Origin of the sequence: Pseudoalteromonas sp. PAB 2.2 (assembly GCF_001938575.1) — a bacterium.
Classification (GTDB): domain Bacteria; phylum Pseudomonadota; class Gammaproteobacteria; order Enterobacterales; family Alteromonadaceae; genus Pseudoalteromonas; species Pseudoalteromonas lipolytica.
In genome coordinates, this window is the sequence record NZ_LYPI01000011.1 from 237,801 (window position 1) to 258,616 (window position 20,816).

A 20,816-nucleotide genomic window follows, 5' to 3' on the forward strand; every position below is an offset into this window, starting at 1 on the left:
TTAGTAAACTTTTTTCAGTTTACTGTGAGTCGTTAGCGGCTTCAAGCGATTGCGTATGTTTTAAAATCTGCCAAAAGTCATCATCAGCGACTATTTCTCCACTTTCATCAAGCGCGGGGTAAGGCAGTTCTTTTTCGCGGCATTGCTTTGCAATAATAGGGTGGCATCCCTCAAATAAAATACGGTGTTTTATGCTGTCGTCTAACATATTACGTTCATACAGGCCGGCTTCTTCGCGTTGGCGCTGTGCTTCAAACAAAATTAATGCGGCTGCAACGGATACATTGAGCGATTGCACCATCCCTTGCATTGGAATAATGATGTGTTTATCAGCATGCTCAAGTGCGCGAGGCGAAATTCCATCACGCTCTTGGCCTACAATCACAGCCGTTGGTTTGGTGTAATCAATTTCGCGAAAGTCGACCGCATCGTCACTGAGGTTAGTTGCTAAAATTTGCACTTCTGGATTATGGGCTCGCATCATCGCTACGGCGTCGTCTATGGTGCGATGCAAGTGCGTTTCTAACCAATTTTTGCTGCCACCCGAGGTGTTATTGGTTAGCCATTTTTGATTGTCAGGCCACACTGCGTGCACATGATGACAGCCTGTTGCGTCAGCAGTACGGGCAATGGCTGATAAATTATGATGCTTGTGTACTTCTTCTAAACAAACCGTTAGGTCCGTTTGGCGGCGTTCTAACACCTGTTTTACACGCTCAAAGCGAGTTGTATCCATAGTTGTGTGCTCGTTGACGGATTCTAATTGGCGCTGATTATACCCAGTATAAGGCTAGGGCACTACCGCTCTACTTATTGGGTTTTGTAAAGAAATAAGCGTTTCAGTTGATTGAATGGCTTCTATGGCTTGAATTTTATTGATCAACACATCCTGTAAGTGGTCAATAGAGCGCGCCATTACTTTGATAAATATACTGTAGTTACCCGTGGTGTAGTAGGCCTCAACCACTTCTTCGAGCTCTTTTAGGTGCAGTAAGGTGTCTGGGTAATCACGGGCATTATTGAGATTAATACCAATAAAACAGCAGACATCGTAACCGAGTTGCTTTGCATTAATACTCACTTGGGTGCCGGTGATAATACCGGCTTGTTTCATTTTTTCGACGCGAACATGAATAGTGCCGGCACTGACGGCAAAGCGTTTGGCTAATTCTGCGTATGGGGTGCGTGCATTTTCCATTAATGCGTTGAGGATGTTTTTATCGAGATTATCGATTTGATAATTTTCCATGAATTAACCGAGTTGTAATTATTGATTATCTAAAATTTATAGCATTATTTTTACGATAATTGCAATGTTAAGTTCTTTTTGTTGCGGGTTATTGAAAATAATCTTCATTTGGTTGAGGATTGTTTTAACGAAGAGATTTTAGTTCTCTATAAGCAAGTAACAATAACTGGGAATGAGGCCAATTATTATGAGTTCACACTACCTGCAGCAACAGCAGCAAATTAGTAAAGTAAAACAGTTTTTTTCGAGTCAATTAGAGCAACAACTTGGCTTAGTTGAGGTGCAAGCCCCTATCTTGGCAAAAGTAGGTGATGGCATTCAAGATAACTTGAGTGGAACTGAAAATGCTGTATCGGTGGCGGTGAAAACGATTCCTGGTAGCCAGTTTGAAGTGGTGCATTCACTCGCTAAATGGAAGCGTAAAACGCTTGCCGAGTATGATTTCTCTGTCGGTGAAGGGCTTTATACTCACATGAAAGCATTACGCCCAGACGAAGAGTCATTAAGCCCGATTCATTCAGTGTATGTTGACCAATGGGACTGGGAAAAAGTGATTTGCGAAAGCACTGAACGTACTTTAGATAAACTTAAAGAAACAGTAACGTTACTTTATCAAGCGATAAAAGCGACTGAACGTTATGTTGCAAGTGAGTTTGATATCCCCCCATTTTTACCTGAAAAAATTACTTTTGTTCACAGTGAACAATTACGCCAAATGTACCCTGATTTCACTGCGAAACAGCGTGAAAAAGCGATTGCGCAGGAATACGGCGCGGTATTTTTAATTGGTATTGGGGGAGCGCTTGCAGATGGTAAAATTCATGATGTGCGTGCGCCAGATTACGACGATTGGTCGACGCAAACCTGCAGCAAGTTTGCTGGTTTAAATGGCGATATTCTAGTGTGGAACCCAGTACTTGAAGATGCGTTTGAAATTTCGTCGATGGGAATTCGTGTAAGTCCTGATGCATTGGCTACACAACTGGCGATTACGGGCGACCAAGCGCGTCTTGAATTTGATTGGCATAAAGCGTTATTAGCGAAAAAGTTCCCACAAACGATTGGTGGCGGTATTGGTCAGTCTCGTTTAGCGATGCTGCTATTACAAAAGCACCATATCGGGCAAGTGCAGGTCGGCGTGTGGCCTGAGCAGTTAAAGCAGCAAGTTGAAGGAATTCTTTAGTTTAAAGATTAATGACCCTGGTAAAAAGAGGCTTTAAGCCTCTTTTTTTTAACTTGTTTTAAACTCTACTTCAATTTTGCTTTCTTCGAGTTTGACTTTACAAGGTGGGTATTGGCGGTTAGTGAGTAACACCTTATCGAAAATATGGATCTCAACTCCCGAGTGCAATGTTTTATTAACGACGAGTTGTGCGCCTTCAAGCAGTTCATGTAAATGAAGCTCTAAGTTTGAGAGCTTTTTCTCGAGTTGCTCTGCTTGTTCACAGTAATGCATTTGTGTAGCGCCTATCTTAGCCAATAACAGCTTTTTCTTTTCAGCGTCTTTGACTTGGTCGGCTTTTTCAATGGCTTCTTGCAAGTTATCTAGCTGTGAGTCGGTTTGTGCTAGGTCTTTTAAACACTGATCGGTTTGTGCGGTGACTTGTGCGCCAGAGGCCGCGAGGTTAATAACCATTTTGGCACCTGATTCATTACCAATTTCACCTGCTATCACCATTTGTGCATCTAAAATAGTGCCCCCAAATAACTTACCTTGAGGGTTGTCTTCTTTGCCTAACTGCAGCAACTTAGCGGCTTTCATCACACAATGGCTTGATTGGCGGTCAATGATAATGTTATTCCCTTCAAGGTAGCTGTATTGACCATGAGATAGATGAATGTCGCCTTGGCAAACAATATGACAAGATAAGCTTTTATCATCGAGCTGGTGGCCTATTACACCTTGTTTTATGGTGATATCGCCTGCCGCAGTTAAGTGACCTGACTCAACGGTTCCCATGACGGTAATGTCGCCTTTCGCATTTATGCGCATGCCGGGTTCAACGTTATGGGTTACGATGACACTGCCTTCAAAATCAACATGGCCACTTTTAACGTTAACATCAGCAATCGTAAAAATGTCATCTACACGCATGCCATTGGCAATATCAACAGGCACCCCTGCGATCACTGAAATCAGCTCCAGCGGATTGTTTTTTGAAATCTCAGTGCCTTCACCTGCAACTAAGGCATGGCTCTCACCAGCTTTAGCTGGTAGCACATCACCGGTGACGGTAAACCCTTCTTTACCGGGAGTGGCAGGAACTTGTTTTATAAGCAGTACACCCGGCTCTACGCTGGCTAACTTACCAAAGTCACGCATGTCAGCGGTGCCATCTTCACGAAGTTTGGGCTGTTTTAAACGGTCTTTTAACGTTTCTACTTGCGGCACTAGTTTTGAGGGCTGGCCATCAATGGGCAAGCGGCCTTTTGCTAATACGCCTTTGGTTTTAGTGCCTGCGGGAAGCTCAAACTGTTTTTGTAATAACTGTTCTAAAAATGCTTGTTTATAACCCCGTGCTACGCCGGCTTTAATGAGTTCTTTTTTCGCGTTTTCAAGGGTTAGGGCTTTGCCGCCTTCAGCGATAGTCAACTCACCAGTGGCCAGCATTTTGTCATCACTTAACGATACCTCAAGGCTTGCATCATGCTTTGAAGCTACAACGAGCATACGTTCAGTAGATTTATTTTTAAAAAAGTTATTGATCGCATCATGATCCACTCTGCATTCACAGAAGGATGACTTTTCTAATGCTTCGATAATAAACGCAGCACTGGGTGGTGAGTGTTCGTGAACATCTAATAAGACGTTTCCATTGTGAGCCAGCTTAAACACGTGGGGGATCCTTTTGTACTACAATAGTTAAAGGTTTCTAATTATTATTACTACACAGATTGCTAGAGAATGGTTTGTGAGTCAAGAACTTCGGCTGAGGAAAATAGTAACTTTGTCTAAAAAAGTGCCAACAAGGGGGTTGCTGGCACTGTGTGTATTAGTTCGTTGAAGGTAATTCCATAATACCGTCAATTTCAACTTGCACGCCTTTAGGTAGTGCACGCACGCCAATTGCAGCGCGAGCTGGATAAGGTTGTTTAAAGTACTGGCTCATCACTTCATTAACAATTGCAAAGTTTGATAGGTCAGTCAGGAAAATATTGACTTTAACCATGTCTTGAATTTGACCACCCGCGGCTTGGCAAACAGCCGTTAGGTTTTTAAATACTTGATGTGTTTGCTCTGTAAAGTCTTCAGAAATAACGTCCATTGTTTCTGGTACAAGAGGAATTTGACCTGATAAGTAAACAGCGGTACCTACTTTAACAGCCTGGCTGTATGTGCCGATTGCTGCGGGTGCATTGTCAGTAGAAATAAAAGATTTGTTCATGATTATCCTTGTTACTTTTTACGGTAGACTTTTTGTACATCTGGCATCACACGAATGCGACGCATAATATTGGCAACGTGAACACGGTTCTTCACGGTAATGCCTAAGTCTATCATGTATAGATTACTTTCTTTTTCGTCGGTGGCTATCTCGACAATGTTTGCTTGGGTTGAGGCGATGACATTGGTGAGCTTAGCAAGTGCCCCTTGATGATTGATAATTTCAATACGAAGGGCGGCAATGTATTCTTTCTCGGGATTATCGTCCCATTTTACAACCAAGTATTTCGAACGTTCATTCTCCCAGCCGCGAATATTCTTACATTCTTGGCGGTGAACCGTTAAGCCTTTACCTTGGCTGATATGAGCGGTGATGGCATCTCCAGGAACGGGACGGCAGCACTTAGAGTAATTAACGAGCATACCTTCGGTGCCGATAATGGTCGCTTTGGCTTTTCTGGCAAGCGCATTAAGGTCGTCGGCTTCTACTTGCATTAGGCGCTTGGCAATTAAGACGCTCATTAAGTTACCAGAGCCTATTTCGACCAACAGCTCTAATACGGTATTCAGTTCATGTTCTTGAAGCACGCGGCGAATATTTTCATCTGGAATGTCATCCAGTTTTTGCTCACCAAGGGCTGAGTCGAGTAAGCGACGCCCTAGTAACAAGGCTTCTTCGTGCTGTTGGCTTTTAAGGTAGTTACGAATCCCTAAGCGGGCTTTACCTGTTACCACAAAGTTGAGCCACGTGGCATTAGGGTGTGCGCCAGAACTGGTAATAACTTCGACGGTTTGACCCGTATCAAGCGCTTTACTCAGTGGATGCGGTTTGCGGTTTACACGCGCCCCCACGCAGGTATTACCTACATCGGTATGCACTGCATAGGCAAAGTCAACGGCGGTTGCCCCCATGGGCAGTTCAACAATACGACCATCTGGCGTGAAAACATAAATCTCTTCAGGGAATAGCTCGGTTTTAACGTTTTCAACGAACTCAAACGATGACCCAGCACTTTGTTGTAGCTCAAGTAAGCTTTGCATCCATTGGCGTGCACGCTGTTGTGCGGTGTGACCTGCGCTATCACCGGCTTTTTTATACATCCAATGAGCGGCAACCCCTTTGTCGGCCATATGATCCATATCGTGGGTACGAATTTGAATTTCGACCGGAATGCCATGTGGGCCCACCAATGATGTATGCAATGATTGATAACCATTGGTTTTTGGCACCGCAATGTAATCTTTAAAGCGCGTTTCAATTGGCTTATACAAGTTGTGCGCAACACCTAAAACGCGATAACAGGTATCCATGTTATCTACATTGATGCGAAACGCGTAAATATCCATGACTTCGTTAAAAGAGAGCTCTTTGTTCAGCATTTTTTTATAGATGCTGTAGAGGTGTTTCTCACGCCCAGAAATCGTGGCGTCGATACCAGCCTCTTCAAGGCGTGCTTCGATTTCACTTTTAATGTTACTGATGACTTCTTTTCGATTACCGCGGGCTTTGATCACTTCAGATTTCAAAGCACGATGACGCATAGGATAGAGTGCCTGAAAGCCTAAATCTTCCAGCTCATTTTTAATGTCGTGAATACCTAAACGATTTGCAATTGGCGCATAAATTTCGAGTGTTTCGCGGGCAATACGACGACGCTTGTCGGGACGAAGTGCGCCGAGTGTGCGCATATTGTGCGTTCTGTCTGCCAGCTTAATTAAGATCACGCGAATGTCTTGTGTCATTGCCATGATCATTTTACGGTAGTTTTCCGCTTGGAATTCTTTTTTGTCTTTAAAGCTCAGCTTATCGAGTTTACTAACGCCTTCAACTAATTCGGCAACTGTGTCGCCAAAAATCTCAGCTAAATCTTGTTGGCTAAAGTCGGTGTCTTCAATCACGTCATGCATTAATGCTGCCATTAAAGTTTCGTGATCGAGATGCATGCCAGCAAGAATTTGTGTCACTTCGACAGGGTGAGTAATGTAGGGCTCGCCACTTGAACGTGTTTGACCCTCGTGGGCTTCACGAGCAACCACGTAAGCTTTTTGCACCAGCTCGATATCGGCGGGAGACAAATATTCGGATATTTTCTTTTTTAGACCTTCAAAAAGATACAAAGTCACACTCCAATGCGCAAATGAAGTAAATCGGTAACGGTATGAATAGAATATACGATGAAAAGAAGGGCTTGCCAACGGCTAGTGCTGAAATACTAGCCGTTTAGCGAAATCAAAGCGGGGAGCTTGATTATTGGTTGCCACCTACGATAGCAGCCACTGCAGCCATTTCTGCTGCTTCTTGGTGTTGTTGTTCTTCACGATCAATTAAGTCCATTGATGAGCTATTTACTAACCCTTTCTCAATTTCACGTAAAGCAATGACTGTCGGCTTGTCATTTTCTGCGTCAACAAGTGGATCTTTTCCACCTACCGCGATTTGGCGGGCACGACGAGCCGCAACTAAAATTAAGTCAAAACGATTACCAATTGCATCTACTGCATCTTCAACAGTTACGCGAGCCATCTTAGCACTCCAAATAAATTCTTAAGCAAAGGCGTAGTTTACTGCACCAAGTCAGATTCGCCAATAGCTAGTGGTTAATTTTTATCTCTATTCGTTAATTAACGCGTGTCTTACTTTAATAAATTATCTAAAAGCGTTTGATGGCGCTGTGCTTGGCTCTTGAGTGATAAACGTTTTGCCATAACAATTGTTTCGATTTCAGCCAAGGCGGTATCAAAGTCGTCATTTACTACAACGTAATCATATTCATTGTAATGAGAGGTTTCAGACTGGGCTTTGGCCATTCTTCCTGCAATAACCTCACTCGAATCTTGGCCGCGGTTCGTTAAGCGTGACTCAAGCTCTTCTTTTGAGGGGGGCAAAATAAAAATGGTTTCAACATCTTCGACTAATTTACGAATTTGCTGTGCACCTTGCCAGTCAATATCTAAAAATACATCAATGCCTGCTGCAAGCTGAGTCTCAATTGCTTGCTTTGAAGTGCCGTAGTAATTATCGAACACTTGCGCCCATTCAAAGAAATCATTCTTTTCAATCAGTGCTTTAAATTCCTCAACCGACACAAAATGATAATGCACACCGTTTTCTTCGCCTGGGCGAGGTGAACGAGTTGTGTGTGAAACCGATACTTTCATATCGCTGTGTTTGTTTAGTAATGCACTAATTAAGCTTGATTTACCTGCGCCTGAAGGGGCCGATAAGATAAATAAATTTCCGCGAGTTTGCGCCATGATCTGTCTCTATTGAAAATAAATAGGCTTGTAGGAGCGAATACTCCAACAAGCCTTTACTGTATTCTACAGTGTACTTTATTTGACGTGTTGTGCTCAAGTTTCAGTGAGATTACTCGTCTTCATTGTCAGGGACTGCTTGCCCCTCATCTTTGTGCTTTGCGGTATCCGCCAAAGCTTGCTCACTCGGCGTATTGTCTTGATCGGTTGGTTTTGTATTCTCTTGCCCACCACAGGCTCCACAACAACTCATGTGTTTTCCTTTATTTTATTGTACAAGCGGACTGCTGCTGACATTAAAGTCGAAGCCTTCAATATCGGCGTCAGCAATTAATAATTGGATATATTGCGCGATGGCTTTGCGCTCTACTTTTTTATTCAGGTAGTCCTCAATACGTGACTCCACGGCTTCAAAAGGCAGTTGCAGCCCAGGCTCTTTATGATCAACATAAACAAGGTGATAACCAAAACGGGTTTCAATAGGGTGAGCAATTAAGCCAACATCAGCACTGAATACTTGACGTTCAAACTCGCTGACAGTTTGCCCTTTTGTTATTTGACCAAGTTGGCCTCCTAACTGAGCCGAATCACATTTTGAATATTGCTGTGCAAGCTCACTAAAAGAAGCGCCTTGCGAGAGTGCGTTAAGCAGGTTTTCGGCTTGGTTCAGCGCATGACTACGCGCTTTTTCATCACTACTCGGTGCTGCAAGTAAAATATGTTTTGCTGCAATAAGCGGAGGTGTGGTGAACTTGGGTTTGTTTTGTTGATAATAATGTTCGCACTCAGTCGCGCTGGCACGGGGCAGTTGCACTTCTGCAGCGATAAGTTTTTCGAGCAATTTATTTTGGCGTTGCTCGTCGGTGTCTGAAGCGTGCGTATCTAGATTGATATTTAGCGCTTGTGCGCGTTGTTGTAACAATTCGCCAATGATCAAACTCTGTGCCGCCTCTACCATCGCAGCGCGATGATCGTCGGCTGGGTGATACTGCATTTCATTAAGAATTTGTGTTTCGCTAATAGTGTGTTGATTAACGTTAATCATATCGACCTCGAGGGGGAATGCCCTGTCGAAACAGGGCATGATAGGTTAAGATTTGCTACGAACCACTTGGTAGTTTCGGCCTAAATATTGTACCGGTACGCTGGCAATATGAACTAAGCGACTAAATGGGAATACCACAAATAACGTCATACCTAGTGCAACATGTAGCTTATAAATCCAATGTACTTGTGCAATTGCTGCGGTTGCTTCGGTTAAATCAAAGGTCACAATGTTTTGTGCCCAGCTCATTAGGAGTAGCATTTCTGCACCATCTAAATGACCTGCTGAGACAAAAATTGACAATAAACCTAAAATTAACTGCACGTATAACAGCAGTAAAATTGCAATATCCATATTACTGCTGGTGGCTCTAATGCGCGGTTCATATAAGCGGCGTTTGATTAAAATGGTTAGACCGTAAAAACAAATCAAACCAAACACACCGCCTAACGTCATGGCAATCAGTTGCTTGTGACCCGCTTCAATACCAAACACATGCCATACTTCTGCTGGTGTGAGTAAGCCTACAAAGTGGCCGAGCAATACCATAATGATACCAATATGAAATGCGCGGCTGCCTTGCTTGAGTTTTTTGCTTTCAAGTAGTTGGCTTGAGCCTGTTTTCCATGTGTACTGCTCTCGGTCGTAACGTATTACCGAGCCAATAACAAACACGGCTAAGGCGATATAGGGGTAAATCCCAAAGAAAAAGGTGTTTAAATAACTCATGATGAACTCCTTAACTGGCTTCTTGATTAAAGTCAGTCCAGCTAACTGGAACATATTGATCTTTGCGCTGAGTTTCGTCAGGGCGATTGACTGAACTTGGGCAGTTAGTTGCATCTTGTGCACCAAAAGTAATGGCTTCTTCTTCCCATTCTTTGTCAATTGCTTGTTTCGTATCGTCGCGCTTTTCACCGTTGATTTGCTTGCGTAATACCTCGAGGTCTAGGTCACTCTGTGCAAGCTCTAGCAAGCTTAAAAACAGTAATGAGTAGTTACTCTCTCGTTTTTCGAGTCGGCACAATAGCAGACCAAAAATATGATCAACTTCAACTAACCAAGACTGAGCATTCTCCTCACCTTGGGTTGCTAAGAACTCTAAAAACAGGGGAATGTAGTCAGGTAGTTCATTTTGACTTAACTCTAAACCTGCCTGTTTATATTGCTCGACTAAGTCGACCATAGCTTGACCACGGTCACGGCTTTCGCCGTGAACATGTTCAAAAAGCCACAGACCAAGCGCGCGTCCACGTTCAAACAATCCGTCATACTCTGCTTGCCAGTCGAGTATGTCTTTTTCGCATTGTGTGGTGATAAAATCACAGACAGCACGTTGATTTTGCTCTGTTAGTGAACTTTGCTTAAGTGTGCTAATTAGCTCATCTTTCGCTTCTACAAGCTCAGCAGTCGGGTAATCAAGTAAATGAGAAAATACACTTAAAACTTGCATAACTTACTCCTTGATCTCAACGGGGATAATTTGTTTCACGGTGGCTTTTTTGGCACCAAATAAATTTACGCCGTTGTTACCATCACTACAGCCATTACCAAAGCTGAAACCACAGCCATTTTTCATATCGTAGGCATCTTCAGCATACGATTTATGACTGGTGGGTATCACAAAGCGGTCTTCGTAATTGGCAATCGCCATATAACGATACATTTGCTCAACTTGGTCAGCGCTTAGTCCAACTTGCTGAAGTACTTCGAGATCTTCAACGCCATCGACTTGTTGCGAACGTTTGAAAGCGCGCATAGCAATCATGCGTTCAAGTGCTCGTACAACGGGCTTCTCATCACCTGCCGTAAGTAAGTTAGCAAGGTAGCGCATGGGGATACGTAATGACTTCAAGTCAGGAATAACGCCATTCATGCCAACATGACCAGCCTCTGTCGCTGATTGAATCGGCGACAATGGTGGAATATACCAAACCATTGGCAAGGTTCTGTATTCAGGGTGCAGAGGCAGTGCTACTTTCCAGTCCATTGCCATTTTATAGACAGGAGATTGGCGTGCTGACTCTAACCAATTTTCAGGGATCCCTTCTTTGCGTGCTGCTTCAATGACCTCAGGATCGTTCGGATCTAAGAACATACTAAGCTGTGCAGGGTATAAGTCTTGCTCATTCGGTACACTTGCAACTTCTTCTATGCGGTCTGCATCATAAAGTAAGACGCCTAAGTAACGAATTCGACCTACACAGGTTTCAGCACACACGGTGGGTTGACCTGCTTCGATTCGAGGGAAACAGAAAATACATTTCTCTGATTTACCCGATTTCCAGTTGTAGTAAATTTTCTTATACGGACAACCTGATACACACATCCGCCAGCCACGGCATTTGTCTTGGTCAATTAAGACAATGCCATCTTCTTCACGTTTATAAATCGCACCAGAAGGGCAGCTAGCAACACAGGCTGGATTGATGCAGTGCTCACACAGGCGTGGCAAATACATCATGAAGGTTTTTTCAAATTGCCCGTAAATGTCTTTTTGTACTACGTCGTCAAAGTTTTTATCTTTTTTACGCTCTGAGAATTCAGTCCCGAGAATCTCTTCCCAGTTAGGTCCCCAGTTGATTTTCTCCATACGCTGACCCGTAATTAACGAGCGAGGGCGAGCAACCGGTTGGTGCTTGCTATCAGGTGCGTTATGCAGATGTTGATAATCAAAATCAAACGGCTCGTAGTAATCATCAATTTCGGGCAAATCTGGATTAGCAAAAATATTAGCTAATAAACGGCGTTTATTACCTTGTTTGGGCTCTAATACGCCTTTACTGTTGCGTTTCCAGCCACCATTCCATTTGCTCTGGTTTTCCCATTCTTTCGGATAACCAATACCCGGTTTGGTCTCTACGTTGTTAAACCAAGCGTATTCAACACCTTCTCGGCTAGTCCATACATTCTTACAAGTGATTGAACAGGTATGGCAACCGATGCATTTATCTAAATTTAGGACCATGCCAATTTGTGCACGTACTTTCATAATTTTATCCTCGGTTACTCGTTATCTAGCCAATCAACCTTGTCCATCTTACGGACAATTACAAACTCATCACGATTACAGCCCACAGTACCGTAGTAGTTAAAGCCGTATGATTGCTGTGCATAACCCCCAATCATATGGGTTGGTTTCATGATGGCGCGGGTAACTGAGTTATGAATACCACCTCGGGTTCCTGATATCTCAGAGCCTGGTGTGTTTACAATGCGCTCTTGTGCGTGGTACATCATGCTCATACCTTGTGGTACACGCTGTGATACGACGGCACGTGCAGCAATGGCACCATTAACATTGAAGATTTCGATCCAATCGTTATCTTTAATACCCCCTTCAGTGGCATCCGTTTCACTGATCCAAACAATCGGACCACCACGGCTTAATGTCAGCATAAGTAGGTTGTCTGAGTAGGTTGAGTGAATGCCCCATTTTTGGTGTGGCGTAATCCAGTTTAAAACTAACTCTTTATTACCATTAGGTTTTTTATCTAATAATGGTTGAGTAGTTTTTAAGTTTACAGGTGGTTTGTACGACACCATGGTTTCACCGAAGTCACGCATCCATTGGTGATCTTGGTAAAATTGTTGACGGCCGGTAACGGTACGCCAAGGGATCAGTTCATGCACATTGGTATAGCCTGCGTTGTAAGACACATGCTCATCTTCAAGCCCTGACCATGTTGGCGAGCTGATGATTTTACGTGGTTGTGCTTGAATATCTCTGAAGCGAATTTTTTCATCTTCTTTAGGGGTTGCTAAGTGTGTATGGTCGCGACCCGTGAACTCACCCAATGCTTGCCACGCTTTAACAGCAACATGACCATTGGTTTCAGGAGCAAGACTTAAAATGACTTCAGCTGCATCAATAGCGGTGTCTATTTTTGGACGACCTTTTTGTGGGCCTTCGCTGGTGTGTGTGTAATTCAACTCACCTAAAAACTTCACTTCTTGGTCTGTATTCCAATTAATACCTTTACCCCCATTACCGAGTTTCTCGAGCAGTGGCCCAAGAGAGGTAAAGCGGTTGTAGGTATTAGGGTAGTCGCGCTCAACTTCAATCATATTGGGTGCAGTGACACCAGGGATCAGATCGCATTCGCCTTTCCACCACATACTAATGCCATCTGGTTGGGCTAACTCGCTTGGCGTGTCGTGCATGAGTGGCGATGTTACTAAGTCTTTCTCAACGCCTAAGTGACCTTCACATAAGTCAGAGAATTTTTTCGCAATGCCTTTGAAAATATCCCAATCCGAACGTGATTCCCACACTGGATCAACCGCTTTTGAAAGTGGGTGAATGAATGGGTGCATGTCGGATGTATTCATATCATCTTTTTCGTACCAAGTTGCGGTTGGTAACACGATATCGGAATACAAACAGGTCGTTGACATACGGAAATCAAGTGTGACCCATAAATCAACTTTGCCCTCTGGTGCATCATCATGCCAGACAACGTCTTCAGGTTTTTTATCTCCGCTTTCGCCAAGATCTTTACCTTGCAAGCCATGCTTAGTACCGAGGAAATGACGCAGCATGTATTCGTGACCTTTACCCGATGAACCCAGTAAATTAGAGCGCCAAATAAACATGTTACGCGGGAAGTTTTTAGGGTTATCAGGGTCTTCACATGCAAAGTCTAAATCACCTGATTTAAGTTGCTGCACAGCATAATCTTTAGCTGATAATCCTGCTTTTTCTGCATCTTTACACAGTTGCAGTGGGTTCATGCCAAGTTGAGGGGCAGAAGGTAACCAGCCCATGCGTTCTGCACGTGTATTGTAATCAATGATTGAGCCCGTCCAGTTCTCTTTATTTGCTAAAGGAGACAGCACTTCGGTCATTTCAAGTTTTTCATAACGCCATTGATCAGAATGGTTATAGAAGAAAGACGTCCCGTTCATTTGACGCGGCGGACGTTGCCAATCCAAACCAAACGCAAGCGGTAACCAGCCACATTGTGGACGTAACTTTTCTTGGCCTACATAGTGAGCCCAGCCACCACCTGATTGACCCACACAGCCACACATCATCAGCATGTTGATTAAGCCACGGTAGTTCATATCCATGTTGTACCAGTGGTTAAGTCCAGCACCCACGATGACCATGCTGCGGCCACGAGTTTTGTCTGCGTTATCGGCAAACTCACGCGCTACTTGGATTACGTGAGCTGCGTTAACACCGGTGATTTTTTCTTGCCATGCCGGTGTATACGGCACATTGTCTTCATATGATTTTGCAACCGCAGGGTCGTCCAAGCCGTTGTCAACGCCGTAATGCGCAATCATTAAGTCAAATACGGTGGCAACGAGTGCTTCGCTACCATCTTTGAGGGTAATTGTTTTAACAGGGACTTTACGAACTTGAATATCGTCATGTTCAGTATGTTGGAAGTAACCAAGTTCATGTGCTTGGCCACCAAAGTAAGGGAATAATACTGATTCAACTTTATCTGAGTGATCTTTTAAGCTGAGCGCTAACTTGATATCGCTGCCGTTTGTTCCTTCACGTTGCTCAATATTCCACTTGCCTTTTTCACCCCAACGATAGCCAATAGCCCCCGTTGGTGAGACAAGTTCATTGCTTGTTTCATCAAGACCAATGGTTTTCCATTTCGGGTTGTTGTCTTGGCCTAAGTTATCAGCCAAGTCTGCTGCACGTAAGAAGGCACCTTGTGTGTAGCCTTGGTCGGTTTTATCCAACACGACAAGCATAGGCATATCGGTGTAGCGGCGAACGTAGTCGGTAAAATAACTACTTGGTTTTTCAATGTGGAATTCTTTTAGAATTACATGTCCAAAGGCCATTGCCAGAGCAGCATCGGTACCTTGTTTTGGCGACAACCAAATATCTGATAATTTAGAGCACTCAGAGTAGTCAGAAGTAATAACAACCGTTTTGGTGCCTTTGTAGCGTACTTCAGTGAAGAAGTGAGCATCAGGAGTACGTGTTTGTGGAACATTTGAGCCCCAAGCAATGATATAATTTGAGTTATACCAATCAGCTGATTCTGGAACGTCTGTTTGTTCACCCCAAATTTGTGGCGATGCAGGTGGTAAATCACAATACCAGTCATAGAAGCTTAAGCAGTTACCACCAATCAGTGATAAATAACGCGAACCAGCCGCGTAGCTAACCATGCTCATTGCAGGAATAGGTGAGAATCCCATGATACGGTCGGGGCCGTACGTTTTTGCGGTGTAAACATTAGAAGCCGCGATGATCTCGTTCACTTCATCCCATTTAGCACGGATCAAGCCACCTAAACCACGTTTTGACTTGTAGCTTTTCGTTTTAGCAGGGTCAGTAACAATCGATTCCCATGCTTTAACTGGATCACTATGTACTTGCTTAGCTTCGCGCCACAGTTTTAATAATGCTTGACGAACTTTAGGGTATTTTAAGCGGTTAGCACTGTAAATATACCACGAGTAGCTTGCTCCACGAGGACAACCACGAGGTTCATGATTTGGTAAGTCAGGACGTGTACGAGGGTAGTCTGTTTGCTGAGTTTCCCAGGTAACTAGCCCATCTTTTACATAAATTTTCCAACTGCATGAACCTGTACAGTTTACACCATGTGTAGAGCGTACAATTTTGTCATGCTGCCAGCGACGACGATAGCCGTCTTCCCAATCGCGATTTTCATCAGTTGTTACACCGTGACTACCCGCAAAGCTTTGCTTGTTAGTCTTGAAAAAGCGCATTTTATTCAACAAATGGCTCATTTACTTATTCTCCTATCCTGCTCAACTTTAGCGCTCAATCACTAGGCACCTTGAAGCGGCAGAAAGCTACATTGCAAATCAAATATAGTGTTTCACCGCTACAGTAACTTGATGAGGATCAATATCTCAATGGGGGGTAAGGCCATGAATATTATGAGAATACCTACAAAGAGGTAGTGTAAATGTGGGGCTGTTAGGGTGAAAATACTGGTGTTGATAACATACAAGCGTTATGGTTTCGTAACATAGAAAAGGTGGGTAATTATTGTGGGTATTCGGTTAAATGAACTAAAAAATCGATTTAATGGCTCGGTCATGGTGTATATCAAAGGGTCATTGGTCGGGATTATTAGTCTGGCCATTACGACCTTGTTTGCATCGTATTGGATCACAGAATTAGCCGACTTAGATGCTCGCGCAATTAATTTGAGTGGCTCGCTGAGAATGGAGTCGTATCAGCTGGGAATGTACGGCCTTGAAGGAAACAAACAGGAAATAGATAAACGCATTGCAATATTTGAAGAAAAACTAAAAAACCCCATTTTTCAGAAGCTACAAAATGATGAACAGTTAAATGTGTTGTGGCAGCAAACCATTGTTCATTGGCAATCATTCCTAAAGCCCGCACTGCTTAACCTACCGATAGAAGATAAGGCTCAATTTAATCTCTATGTAAAAACACTCGCTCAAAATGCTGATGCATTTGTTTATGCGGTGCAAATAGATGCTGAAAGCAAAATTAGATTACTGCGCACTATTCAAGTTGGCGCGTTGTTTATTACCTTATTGGTGGGCATGTTTACCTTGCATTTAATCAGTTTAAGGGTTGAAAAGCCTTTGGCTGAACTGACTCACGCTGCCTACGCTATCGGGAAAGGAAATTTTACGCATCATGTTGATTTACAGGGCGATGACGAACTGGCGTTAATGGGAGCCACCTTGAACCATACCTGCGAGGCGATAGCATCAATGTATGGCCAACTTGAATTACGCGTAAAGCAGCAAACTGAAAAGCTTGAGTTAAATAATCAGACCCTTGCGTTTTTGTTTAAAACAGCCCGTTTGCTACTGGAAACCAGAGAAAAAAAGCATGACTTACAGCAAACGTTTGATGAGTTGTCGCAACTCATTGGCGTTAATGACATTGAGTTATGCTTAATGACATCGGGTGGCGACCAGCCGTATGTGCAAATAAAACCAACACACGATGACAAGGGAGCATGCCGCGCTCAAAGTTGTGATAACTGTATTGGGAGCGCTGCATTTGTATCAATTGATGACAGCACCGTAACACGCTTTCCATTAGTGTATGGGGATAACCATTACGGTGTGATTGTTGTACGTGGGGGCAAATGCTTTGCCGAAGATTCTTGGCAGTTACAGCTTGTTCAGTCGGTGACCGACCAGGTTGCCTTGTCGCTTAACCTTGACGAGCAGCATAATCAAGACCGTCGTATCGCGTTACTCCATGAGCGTACGGTGATTGCGCGTGAGTTACATGACTCTTTAGCACAAGCATTATCGTATTTGAAAATTCAAGTGACGCGCTTGTCAAAAACGCAGAATAAGCAGCAATATGATATGCAGCAGCCGATTATTGATGAACTTAAAATGGGGTTAGATTCTGCATATCGGCAATTACGTGAACTATTAACCACTTTTCGTTTAAAAATGGTGGAAGAGGGGTTAGAGGCATCGCTGAATAAAACCATTGATCAGTTAGCCTCGCAAAGCAGCATTTCGTTTCATTTAGAGTTTGCCGTTAAGCAAGTGCCTTTATCACCAATGGAAGAAATTCATATCTTACAAATTGCACGAGAGGCAAGCCAAAACACCGTGCACCATTCACAGGCGAACAATGCGTGGATCACCTTAAAGCAACTTGATGATGGTCAATTAGAGCTTGCTATTAGTGATGATGGCGTAGGGATTAGCCACAATGCAGAGAAATTAAACCATTACGGCATGGCTATTATGCAAGAGCGAGCCAAACACCTTAATGGTGAGTTAGTGGTATTACCTCGAGAAGAGCAGGGGACACAAGTAAAACTGACGTTTTTGCCTGTCGGCGGTAAAGATCTGTATCAGTGATTTAAAGATTTTATAATGTATAAGCGCATGATTGATAGTGGGCTTGTTGCTGTAAATTACTTATTTGTGGGTAGTTTGTCTGCCCATTCTTTTGTATGGTGATGCAAATGCAAACTCTCTAAGCTGTATCCAAGATGCTGAAGTACATCGACCTAAACTAGTTTTTAGCATGGTTAATGTACCGTGGGTGACCACCGGGTAAATAAAGAAATTTGTTTGCCTCCCGACTTGGAAAGGCTGTGATGTTGCAAGATAATTTTGATAGAAAATATAATTACTTACGCTTGTCAGTAACGGAAGTCTGTAATTTTAAATGTAATTACTGCTTACCGGATGGCTACGTGTGTGATGCTCGTCCGAAAACCCTCAGTGTTGATAAAATTAGCACCTTGGTAAACGCCTTTGCGATGGCGGGTACTAAAAAAATACGCTTAACTGGCGGCGAGCCTACTTTGCGCAAAGATCTTGCCGATATCGTCGGAGCATGCAGTGAAACCCAAGGTATTGATACCGTTGCAATGACAACCAATGGCTATCGCTTACTTGAAAAACTTCCTCGTTTAGTGGCCAGTGGTTTAACAAACCTAAACCTGAGCGCCGATAGCTTGAATCCTTATACATTTTCGCAAATCACCGGCAGTGACTCATTACATGAAGTACTTAGCTGTGTTGATAAAGCCTTAGAGCTGGGTGTTAAAAAAGTTAAATTAAACGCGGTCTTACTCAAGCAATACAATGCCAACCAATTACAGCAATTTCTTGATTATATTAAAGATAAGCCTGTCACATTTCGTTTCATTGAACTGATGCAAACCGGTGATAACCGGGCTTATTTCAATGCCCAACATGTACAAGGTCAGCAACTTAAACAACAGCTTTTACAGTCGGGTTGGCGAGCAGCCCCCAAAGCGGTGGATGCGGGCCCAGCCGAAGAATTTTTTCACCCTCACTATGCGGGTCAAATTGGCTTGATCATGCCTTACAGTAAGGCATTTTGTGCAAGCTGCAACCGCTTACGCGTCTCTGCTGAAGGCAAATTGCATTTGTGTTTATTTGGTGAAGCAAATGATGACTTAACGCCATGGTTAGATAATCAAGATGTTAGAGGCTTAGCCACTCACCTTTTAAGCAGTGTTCAACATAAATGGCAAGGCCATCAATTACAAATGGGACGAACAGGGCTGACCAAACAACTGGCTATGTTAGGGGGTTAGTATGTTAGTGGGTATTGTTCTGGCTGGAGGGCTTTCTCGCCGCATGGGGCAAGATAAGGCTTTACTTGAAATTAATGGTCAAACGCAATTAACACGCGCGATTGCTTGCCTTAAAGACGCGGGCTGCGATGAGGTCATTGTGAGTCGAAATAGCAGCGGTTTTATCGTTGATAAATTTGTACAGCAAGGACCTGTTGCAGGTATTCATGCCTGTTTGAATCACGCTGAGTATGATGATGCGCTTGTTATTCCTATTGATATGCCGCTGCTATCTAAAACAAGTTTACGCACCCTTATCAACCAAGGGCGCAGACGAGATTGTGCCTGTTACTTTGCACACAGTGTATTGCCTTGTTACCTCAATCGGCTTGAACGCGCGAGTTTAATTGCCCAGCAACGTTTAGAGCATGGGCAGCGCTCTGTCAGTGGTTTACTTGAAGAGCTTGGAGCGGCCGTCATTGAATTGTTTGAGTCAAATGGCGAGGGTCGTGAACTATATAACGTTAATACACCACAACAATGGGCACAGGCTCGTTGTTTGGTTGATCAAAAGGATTACGCATGGCGCGAGTAAAAAGCAACCGCTTTGTACCATTAAACATAGCGATTTTAACAGTGAGTAATAGTCGAGGCCCTGAGCAAGATACTGCGGGTGATTTGTTGCAGCAAAAAGTCATAGACAGTGGGCATCATGTGCTTAATCGACAATTACATAAAGCCAATATTTATAAAGTACGCGCGGAAGTCGCTACATGGATAGCCAGTGACGATATTGACGTGGTACTGATTTCTGGTGGCACTGGACTGACACCAGATGATATTACGCCTTCGGCAATCGATGTGTTATTTGATGTGTCTGTGAGCGGTTTTGGTGAGTTATTCAGGCATTTGTCTTGTTCGCAAATTGGCACCTCATCACTGCAATCCAGAGCGTTAGCAGGGCTTTCGAATAGAACCCTTCTTGTTGCTATGCCGGGTAGCCCAAATGCGTGTGCTACCGCCTGGGATGAGATTTTATGTCAGCAACTCGATTCGCGGTGTGGGCCATGTAATTTTGTAGCAGAGCTTAAATCACATCGTGTTGAACAATGCCACTCTCGGGAGATGAATTAATGCAGTTAACCCACATAGATAAAAGTGGTCAAGCAAGCATGGTTGATGTTGCAGATAAATCAGCAACAGTGCGAGAAGCGCGTGCATGCGCAACGGTCGTGATGCAGCCAGAAACGCTCGCTCTTATTGAGCAAAATCAGTTAGACAAAGGCGATGTATTAGCTGTCGCACGTATTGCAGGAATTCAAGCAGCAAAAAAAACAGCTGATTTGATCCCCCTTTGCCATCCGTTGGCGTTAAGTAAGGTGGCGGTTGAGTTTTCTATTAACAACCAAGGCAGTGCGGTTGATATTCACAGTTATTGCAAGTTAGTTGGGCAAACCGGGGTTGAAATGGAAGCGTTAGCTGCGGTATCGATTGCAGCACTCACTATTATCGATATGTGTAAAGCGGTTGACCAAGGTATGACAGTACAGAACATGCGAGTTACCTATAAAAGTGGTGGCAGACGCGGCACCTATATTGGCTAATTAAGGGGAGTATGAATGAATAAGGTACTTTTTTTTGCACAGTTACGTGAACGTTTAGGCTGTGACTCGGTGCAACTAGATGCACAAGGTATGTCGGTTAGGCAGTTACGCCAAACATTGGCTGAACGAGATGAGCGTTGGCACACCTGGTTACTCGATAAAGATGTGTTAGTGGCCGTAAACCAAATTTTGGTTGATGATAATGCTGCGGTCGGCACTGGCGATGAGGTTGCTATGTTTCCACCTGTCACTGGAGGTTAGT

Annotated in this window: 20 protein-coding genes and 1 riboswitch; of the genes, 7 read left to right on the forward strand and 13 right to left on the reverse strand. The window is 43.6% G+C overall.

The window, feature by feature from the left end:
- Positions 1-19: 19 nt before the first annotated feature.
- Together trmH and asnC are read right to left on the reverse strand one after the other, a co-directional pair.
- Positions 20-736 (reverse strand): tRNA (guanosine(18)-2'-O)-methyltransferase TrmH, encoded by a 717-nt coding sequence (gene trmH / locus BWD47_RS11060; protein ID WP_065978344.1) that lies wholly within the window; start codon positions 734-736, stop codon positions 20-22.
- 54 nt (positions 737-790) lie between these two features.
- A complete protein-coding gene (asnC, locus tag BWD47_RS11065; RefSeq protein WP_036973064.1) occupies positions 791-1,249 on the reverse strand; it encodes a transcriptional regulator AsnC in 459 nt (152 codons plus the stop codon).
- Positions 1,250-1,436: 187 nt separating this feature from the next.
- Between asnC and asnA the strand changes: the two genes are divergently transcribed.
- Positions 1,437-2,432, forward strand: coding sequence for an aspartate--ammonia ligase (asnA, locus tag BWD47_RS11070; protein WP_036973062.1), 996 nt, complete (start codon positions 1,437-1,439; stop codon positions 2,430-2,432).
- Between the two features lie 48 nt (positions 2,433-2,480).
- Here asnA and BWD47_RS11075 read toward each other — a convergent pair whose 3' ends face one another.
- The 11 genes from BWD47_RS11075 to BWD47_RS11120 form a co-directional block, all read right to left on the reverse strand.
- The gene (locus tag BWD47_RS11075) at positions 2,481-4,085 is read right to left on the reverse strand and encodes a DUF342 domain-containing protein (protein ID WP_036973061.1); all 1,605 of its coding nucleotides are present in this window, start codon (positions 4,083-4,085) and stop codon (positions 2,481-2,483) included.
- A gap of 157 nt (positions 4,086-4,242) precedes the next feature.
- Positions 4,243-4,635: a RidA family protein gene (locus tag BWD47_RS11080; protein WP_036973059.1), complete on the reverse strand. Its 393-nt coding sequence runs from the start codon at positions 4,633-4,635 to the stop codon at positions 4,243-4,245.
- An 11-nt stretch (positions 4,636-4,646) separates the two neighbouring features.
- Positions 4,647-6,752, reverse strand: coding sequence for a bifunctional GTP diphosphokinase/guanosine-3',5'-bis pyrophosphate 3'-pyrophosphohydrolase (spoT, locus tag BWD47_RS11085; protein WP_036973057.1), 2,106 nt, complete (start codon positions 6,750-6,752; stop codon positions 4,647-4,649).
- 130 nt (positions 6,753-6,882) lie between these two features.
- Complete coding sequence (rpoZ, locus tag BWD47_RS11090) at positions 6,883-7,158, reverse strand: DNA-directed RNA polymerase subunit omega (RefSeq protein ID WP_036973056.1); 276 nt, start codon at positions 7,156-7,158, stop codon at positions 6,883-6,885.
- A 110-nt stretch (positions 7,159-7,268) separates the two neighbouring features.
- The gene (gene gmk, locus BWD47_RS11095; RefSeq protein ID WP_036973055.1) at positions 7,269-7,889 is read right to left on the reverse strand and encodes a guanylate kinase; all 621 of its coding nucleotides are present in this window, start codon (positions 7,887-7,889) and stop codon (positions 7,269-7,271) included.
- 112 nt (positions 7,890-8,001) lie between these two features.
- Positions 8,002-8,142 carry a hypothetical protein gene (locus BWD47_RS20130; RefSeq protein WP_155950865.1) on the reverse strand — a complete coding sequence of 47 codons (141 nt, stop codon included), beginning with the start codon at positions 8,140-8,142 and terminating at the stop codon, positions 8,002-8,004.
- A 15-nt stretch (positions 8,143-8,157) separates the two neighbouring features.
- Positions 8,158-8,934, reverse strand: coding sequence for a peptidylprolyl isomerase (locus BWD47_RS11100; protein WP_036973054.1), 777 nt, complete (start codon positions 8,932-8,934; stop codon positions 8,158-8,160).
- A 45-nt stretch (positions 8,935-8,979) separates the two neighbouring features.
- A complete protein-coding gene (gene narI, locus BWD47_RS11105) occupies positions 8,980-9,663 on the reverse strand; it encodes a respiratory nitrate reductase subunit gamma (RefSeq protein ID WP_036973053.1) in 684 nt (227 codons plus the stop codon).
- Positions 9,664-9,673: 10 nt separating this feature from the next.
- On the reverse strand, positions 9,674-10,387 hold the full coding sequence (gene narJ / locus BWD47_RS11110) for a nitrate reductase molybdenum cofactor assembly chaperone (RefSeq protein WP_036973052.1): 714 nt from the start codon (positions 10,385-10,387) through the stop codon (positions 9,674-9,676).
- A 3-nt stretch (positions 10,388-10,390) separates the two neighbouring features.
- Positions 10,391-11,926 carry a nitrate reductase subunit beta gene (gene narH / locus BWD47_RS11115; RefSeq protein ID WP_036973051.1) on the reverse strand — a complete coding sequence of 512 codons (1,536 nt, stop codon included), beginning with the start codon at positions 11,924-11,926 and terminating at the stop codon, positions 10,391-10,393.
- Positions 11,927-11,940: 14 nt separating this feature from the next.
- Positions 11,941-15,666 carry a nitrate reductase subunit alpha gene (locus BWD47_RS11120; protein ID WP_075593987.1) on the reverse strand — a complete coding sequence of 1,242 codons (3,726 nt, stop codon included), beginning with the start codon at positions 15,664-15,666 and terminating at the stop codon, positions 11,941-11,943.
- 267 nt (positions 15,667-15,933) lie between these two features.
- Between BWD47_RS11120 and BWD47_RS11125 the strand changes: the two genes are divergently transcribed.
- The 6 genes from BWD47_RS11125 to moaD all read left to right on the forward strand — a co-directional run bounded on the left by BWD47_RS11125 (position 15,934) and on the right by moaD (position 20,815).
- Entirely contained in the window at positions 15,934-17,757 is a 1,824-nt protein-coding gene (locus tag BWD47_RS11125) for a histidine kinase (protein ID WP_083633661.1), read from the forward strand.
- A 123-nt stretch (positions 17,758-17,880) separates the two neighbouring features.
- Positions 17,881-18,012: riboswitch (molybdenum cofactor riboswitch) on the forward strand.
- Positions 18,000-18,971 carry a GTP 3',8-cyclase MoaA gene (moaA, locus tag BWD47_RS11130; RefSeq protein WP_075593988.1) on the forward strand — a complete coding sequence of 324 codons (972 nt, stop codon included), beginning with the start codon at positions 18,000-18,002 and terminating at the stop codon, positions 18,969-18,971. (Overlaps the previous riboswitch by 13 nt.)
- A gap of 1 nt (position 18,972) precedes the next feature.
- A complete protein-coding gene (locus BWD47_RS11135; RefSeq protein ID WP_074989362.1) occupies positions 18,973-19,545 on the forward strand; it encodes a molybdenum cofactor guanylyltransferase in 573 nt (190 codons plus the stop codon).
- Positions 19,533-20,084, forward strand: a complete 552-nt coding sequence (gene moaB, locus BWD47_RS11140; protein ID WP_075593989.1) for a molybdenum cofactor biosynthesis protein B — start codon at positions 19,533-19,535, stop codon at positions 20,082-20,084. The genes BWD47_RS11135 and moaB overlap by 13 nt, the downstream gene beginning before the upstream one ends.
- A complete protein-coding gene (gene moaC / locus BWD47_RS11145) occupies positions 20,084-20,554 on the forward strand; it encodes a cyclic pyranopterin monophosphate synthase MoaC (protein WP_065978348.1) in 471 nt (156 codons plus the stop codon). The genes moaB and moaC overlap by 1 nt, the downstream gene beginning before the upstream one ends.
- A gap of 15 nt (positions 20,555-20,569) precedes the next feature.
- On the forward strand, positions 20,570-20,815 hold the full coding sequence (gene moaD / locus BWD47_RS11150) for a molybdopterin converting factor subunit 1 (RefSeq protein WP_065978349.1): 246 nt from the start codon (positions 20,570-20,572) through the stop codon (positions 20,813-20,815).
- Position 20,816: the final 1 nt, after the last annotated feature.

Excerpts from the sequence above, each read along its gene's own strand:
- BWD47_RS20130 (WP_155950865.1), bottom strand. The coding sequence starts at position 8,142 with ATGAGTTGTTGTGGAGCCTGTGGTGGGCAAGAGAATACAAAACCAACC.
- moaB (WP_075593989.1), top strand. The coding sequence starts at position 19,533 with ATGGCGCGAGTAAAAAGCAACCGCTTTGTACCATTAAACATAGCGATT.
- moaD (WP_065978349.1), top strand. The coding sequence starts at position 20,570 with ATGAATAAGGTACTTTTTTTTGCACAGTTACGTGAACGTTTAGGCTGT.
- BWD47_RS11080 (WP_036973059.1), bottom strand. The coding sequence starts at position 4,635 with ATGAACAAATCTTTTATTTCTACTGACAATGCACCCGCAGCAATCGGC.
- rpoZ (WP_036973056.1), bottom strand. The coding sequence starts at position 7,158 with ATGGCTCGCGTAACTGTTGAAGATGCAGTAGATGCAATTGGTAATCGT.
- BWD47_RS11120 (WP_075593987.1), bottom strand. The coding sequence starts at position 15,666 with ATGAGCCATTTGTTGAATAAAATGCGCTTTTTCAAGACTAACAAGCAA.
- BWD47_RS11135 (WP_074989362.1), top strand. The coding sequence starts at position 18,973 with ATGTTAGTGGGTATTGTTCTGGCTGGAGGGCTTTCTCGCCGCATGGGG.
- narJ (WP_036973052.1), bottom strand. The coding sequence starts at position 10,387 with ATGCAAGTTTTAAGTGTATTTTCTCATTTACTTGATTACCCGACTGCT.
- BWD47_RS11100 (WP_036973054.1), bottom strand. The coding sequence starts at position 8,934 with ATGATTAACGTTAATCAACACACTATTAGCGAAACACAAATTCTTAAT.
- moaA (WP_075593988.1), top strand. The coding sequence starts at position 18,000 with ATGTTGCAAGATAATTTTGATAGAAAATATAATTACTTACGCTTGTCA.
- trmH (WP_065978344.1), bottom strand. The coding sequence starts at position 736 with ATGGATACAACTCGCTTTGAGCGTGTAAAACAGGTGTTAGAACGCCGC.
- narH (WP_036973051.1), bottom strand. The coding sequence starts at position 11,926 with ATGAAAGTACGTGCACAAATTGGCATGGTCCTAAATTTAGATAAATGC.
- narI (WP_036973053.1), bottom strand. The coding sequence starts at position 9,663 with ATGAGTTATTTAAACACCTTTTTCTTTGGGATTTACCCCTATATCGCC.
- gmk (WP_036973055.1), bottom strand. The coding sequence starts at position 7,889 with ATGGCGCAAACTCGCGGAAATTTATTTATCTTATCGGCCCCTTCAGGC.
- moaC (WP_065978348.1), top strand. The coding sequence starts at position 20,084 with ATGCAGTTAACCCACATAGATAAAAGTGGTCAAGCAAGCATGGTTGAT.
- asnA (WP_036973062.1), top strand. The coding sequence starts at position 1,437 with ATGAGTTCACACTACCTGCAGCAACAGCAGCAAATTAGTAAAGTAAAA.
- asnC (WP_036973064.1), bottom strand. The coding sequence starts at position 1,249 with ATGGAAAATTATCAAATCGATAATCTCGATAAAAACATCCTCAACGCA.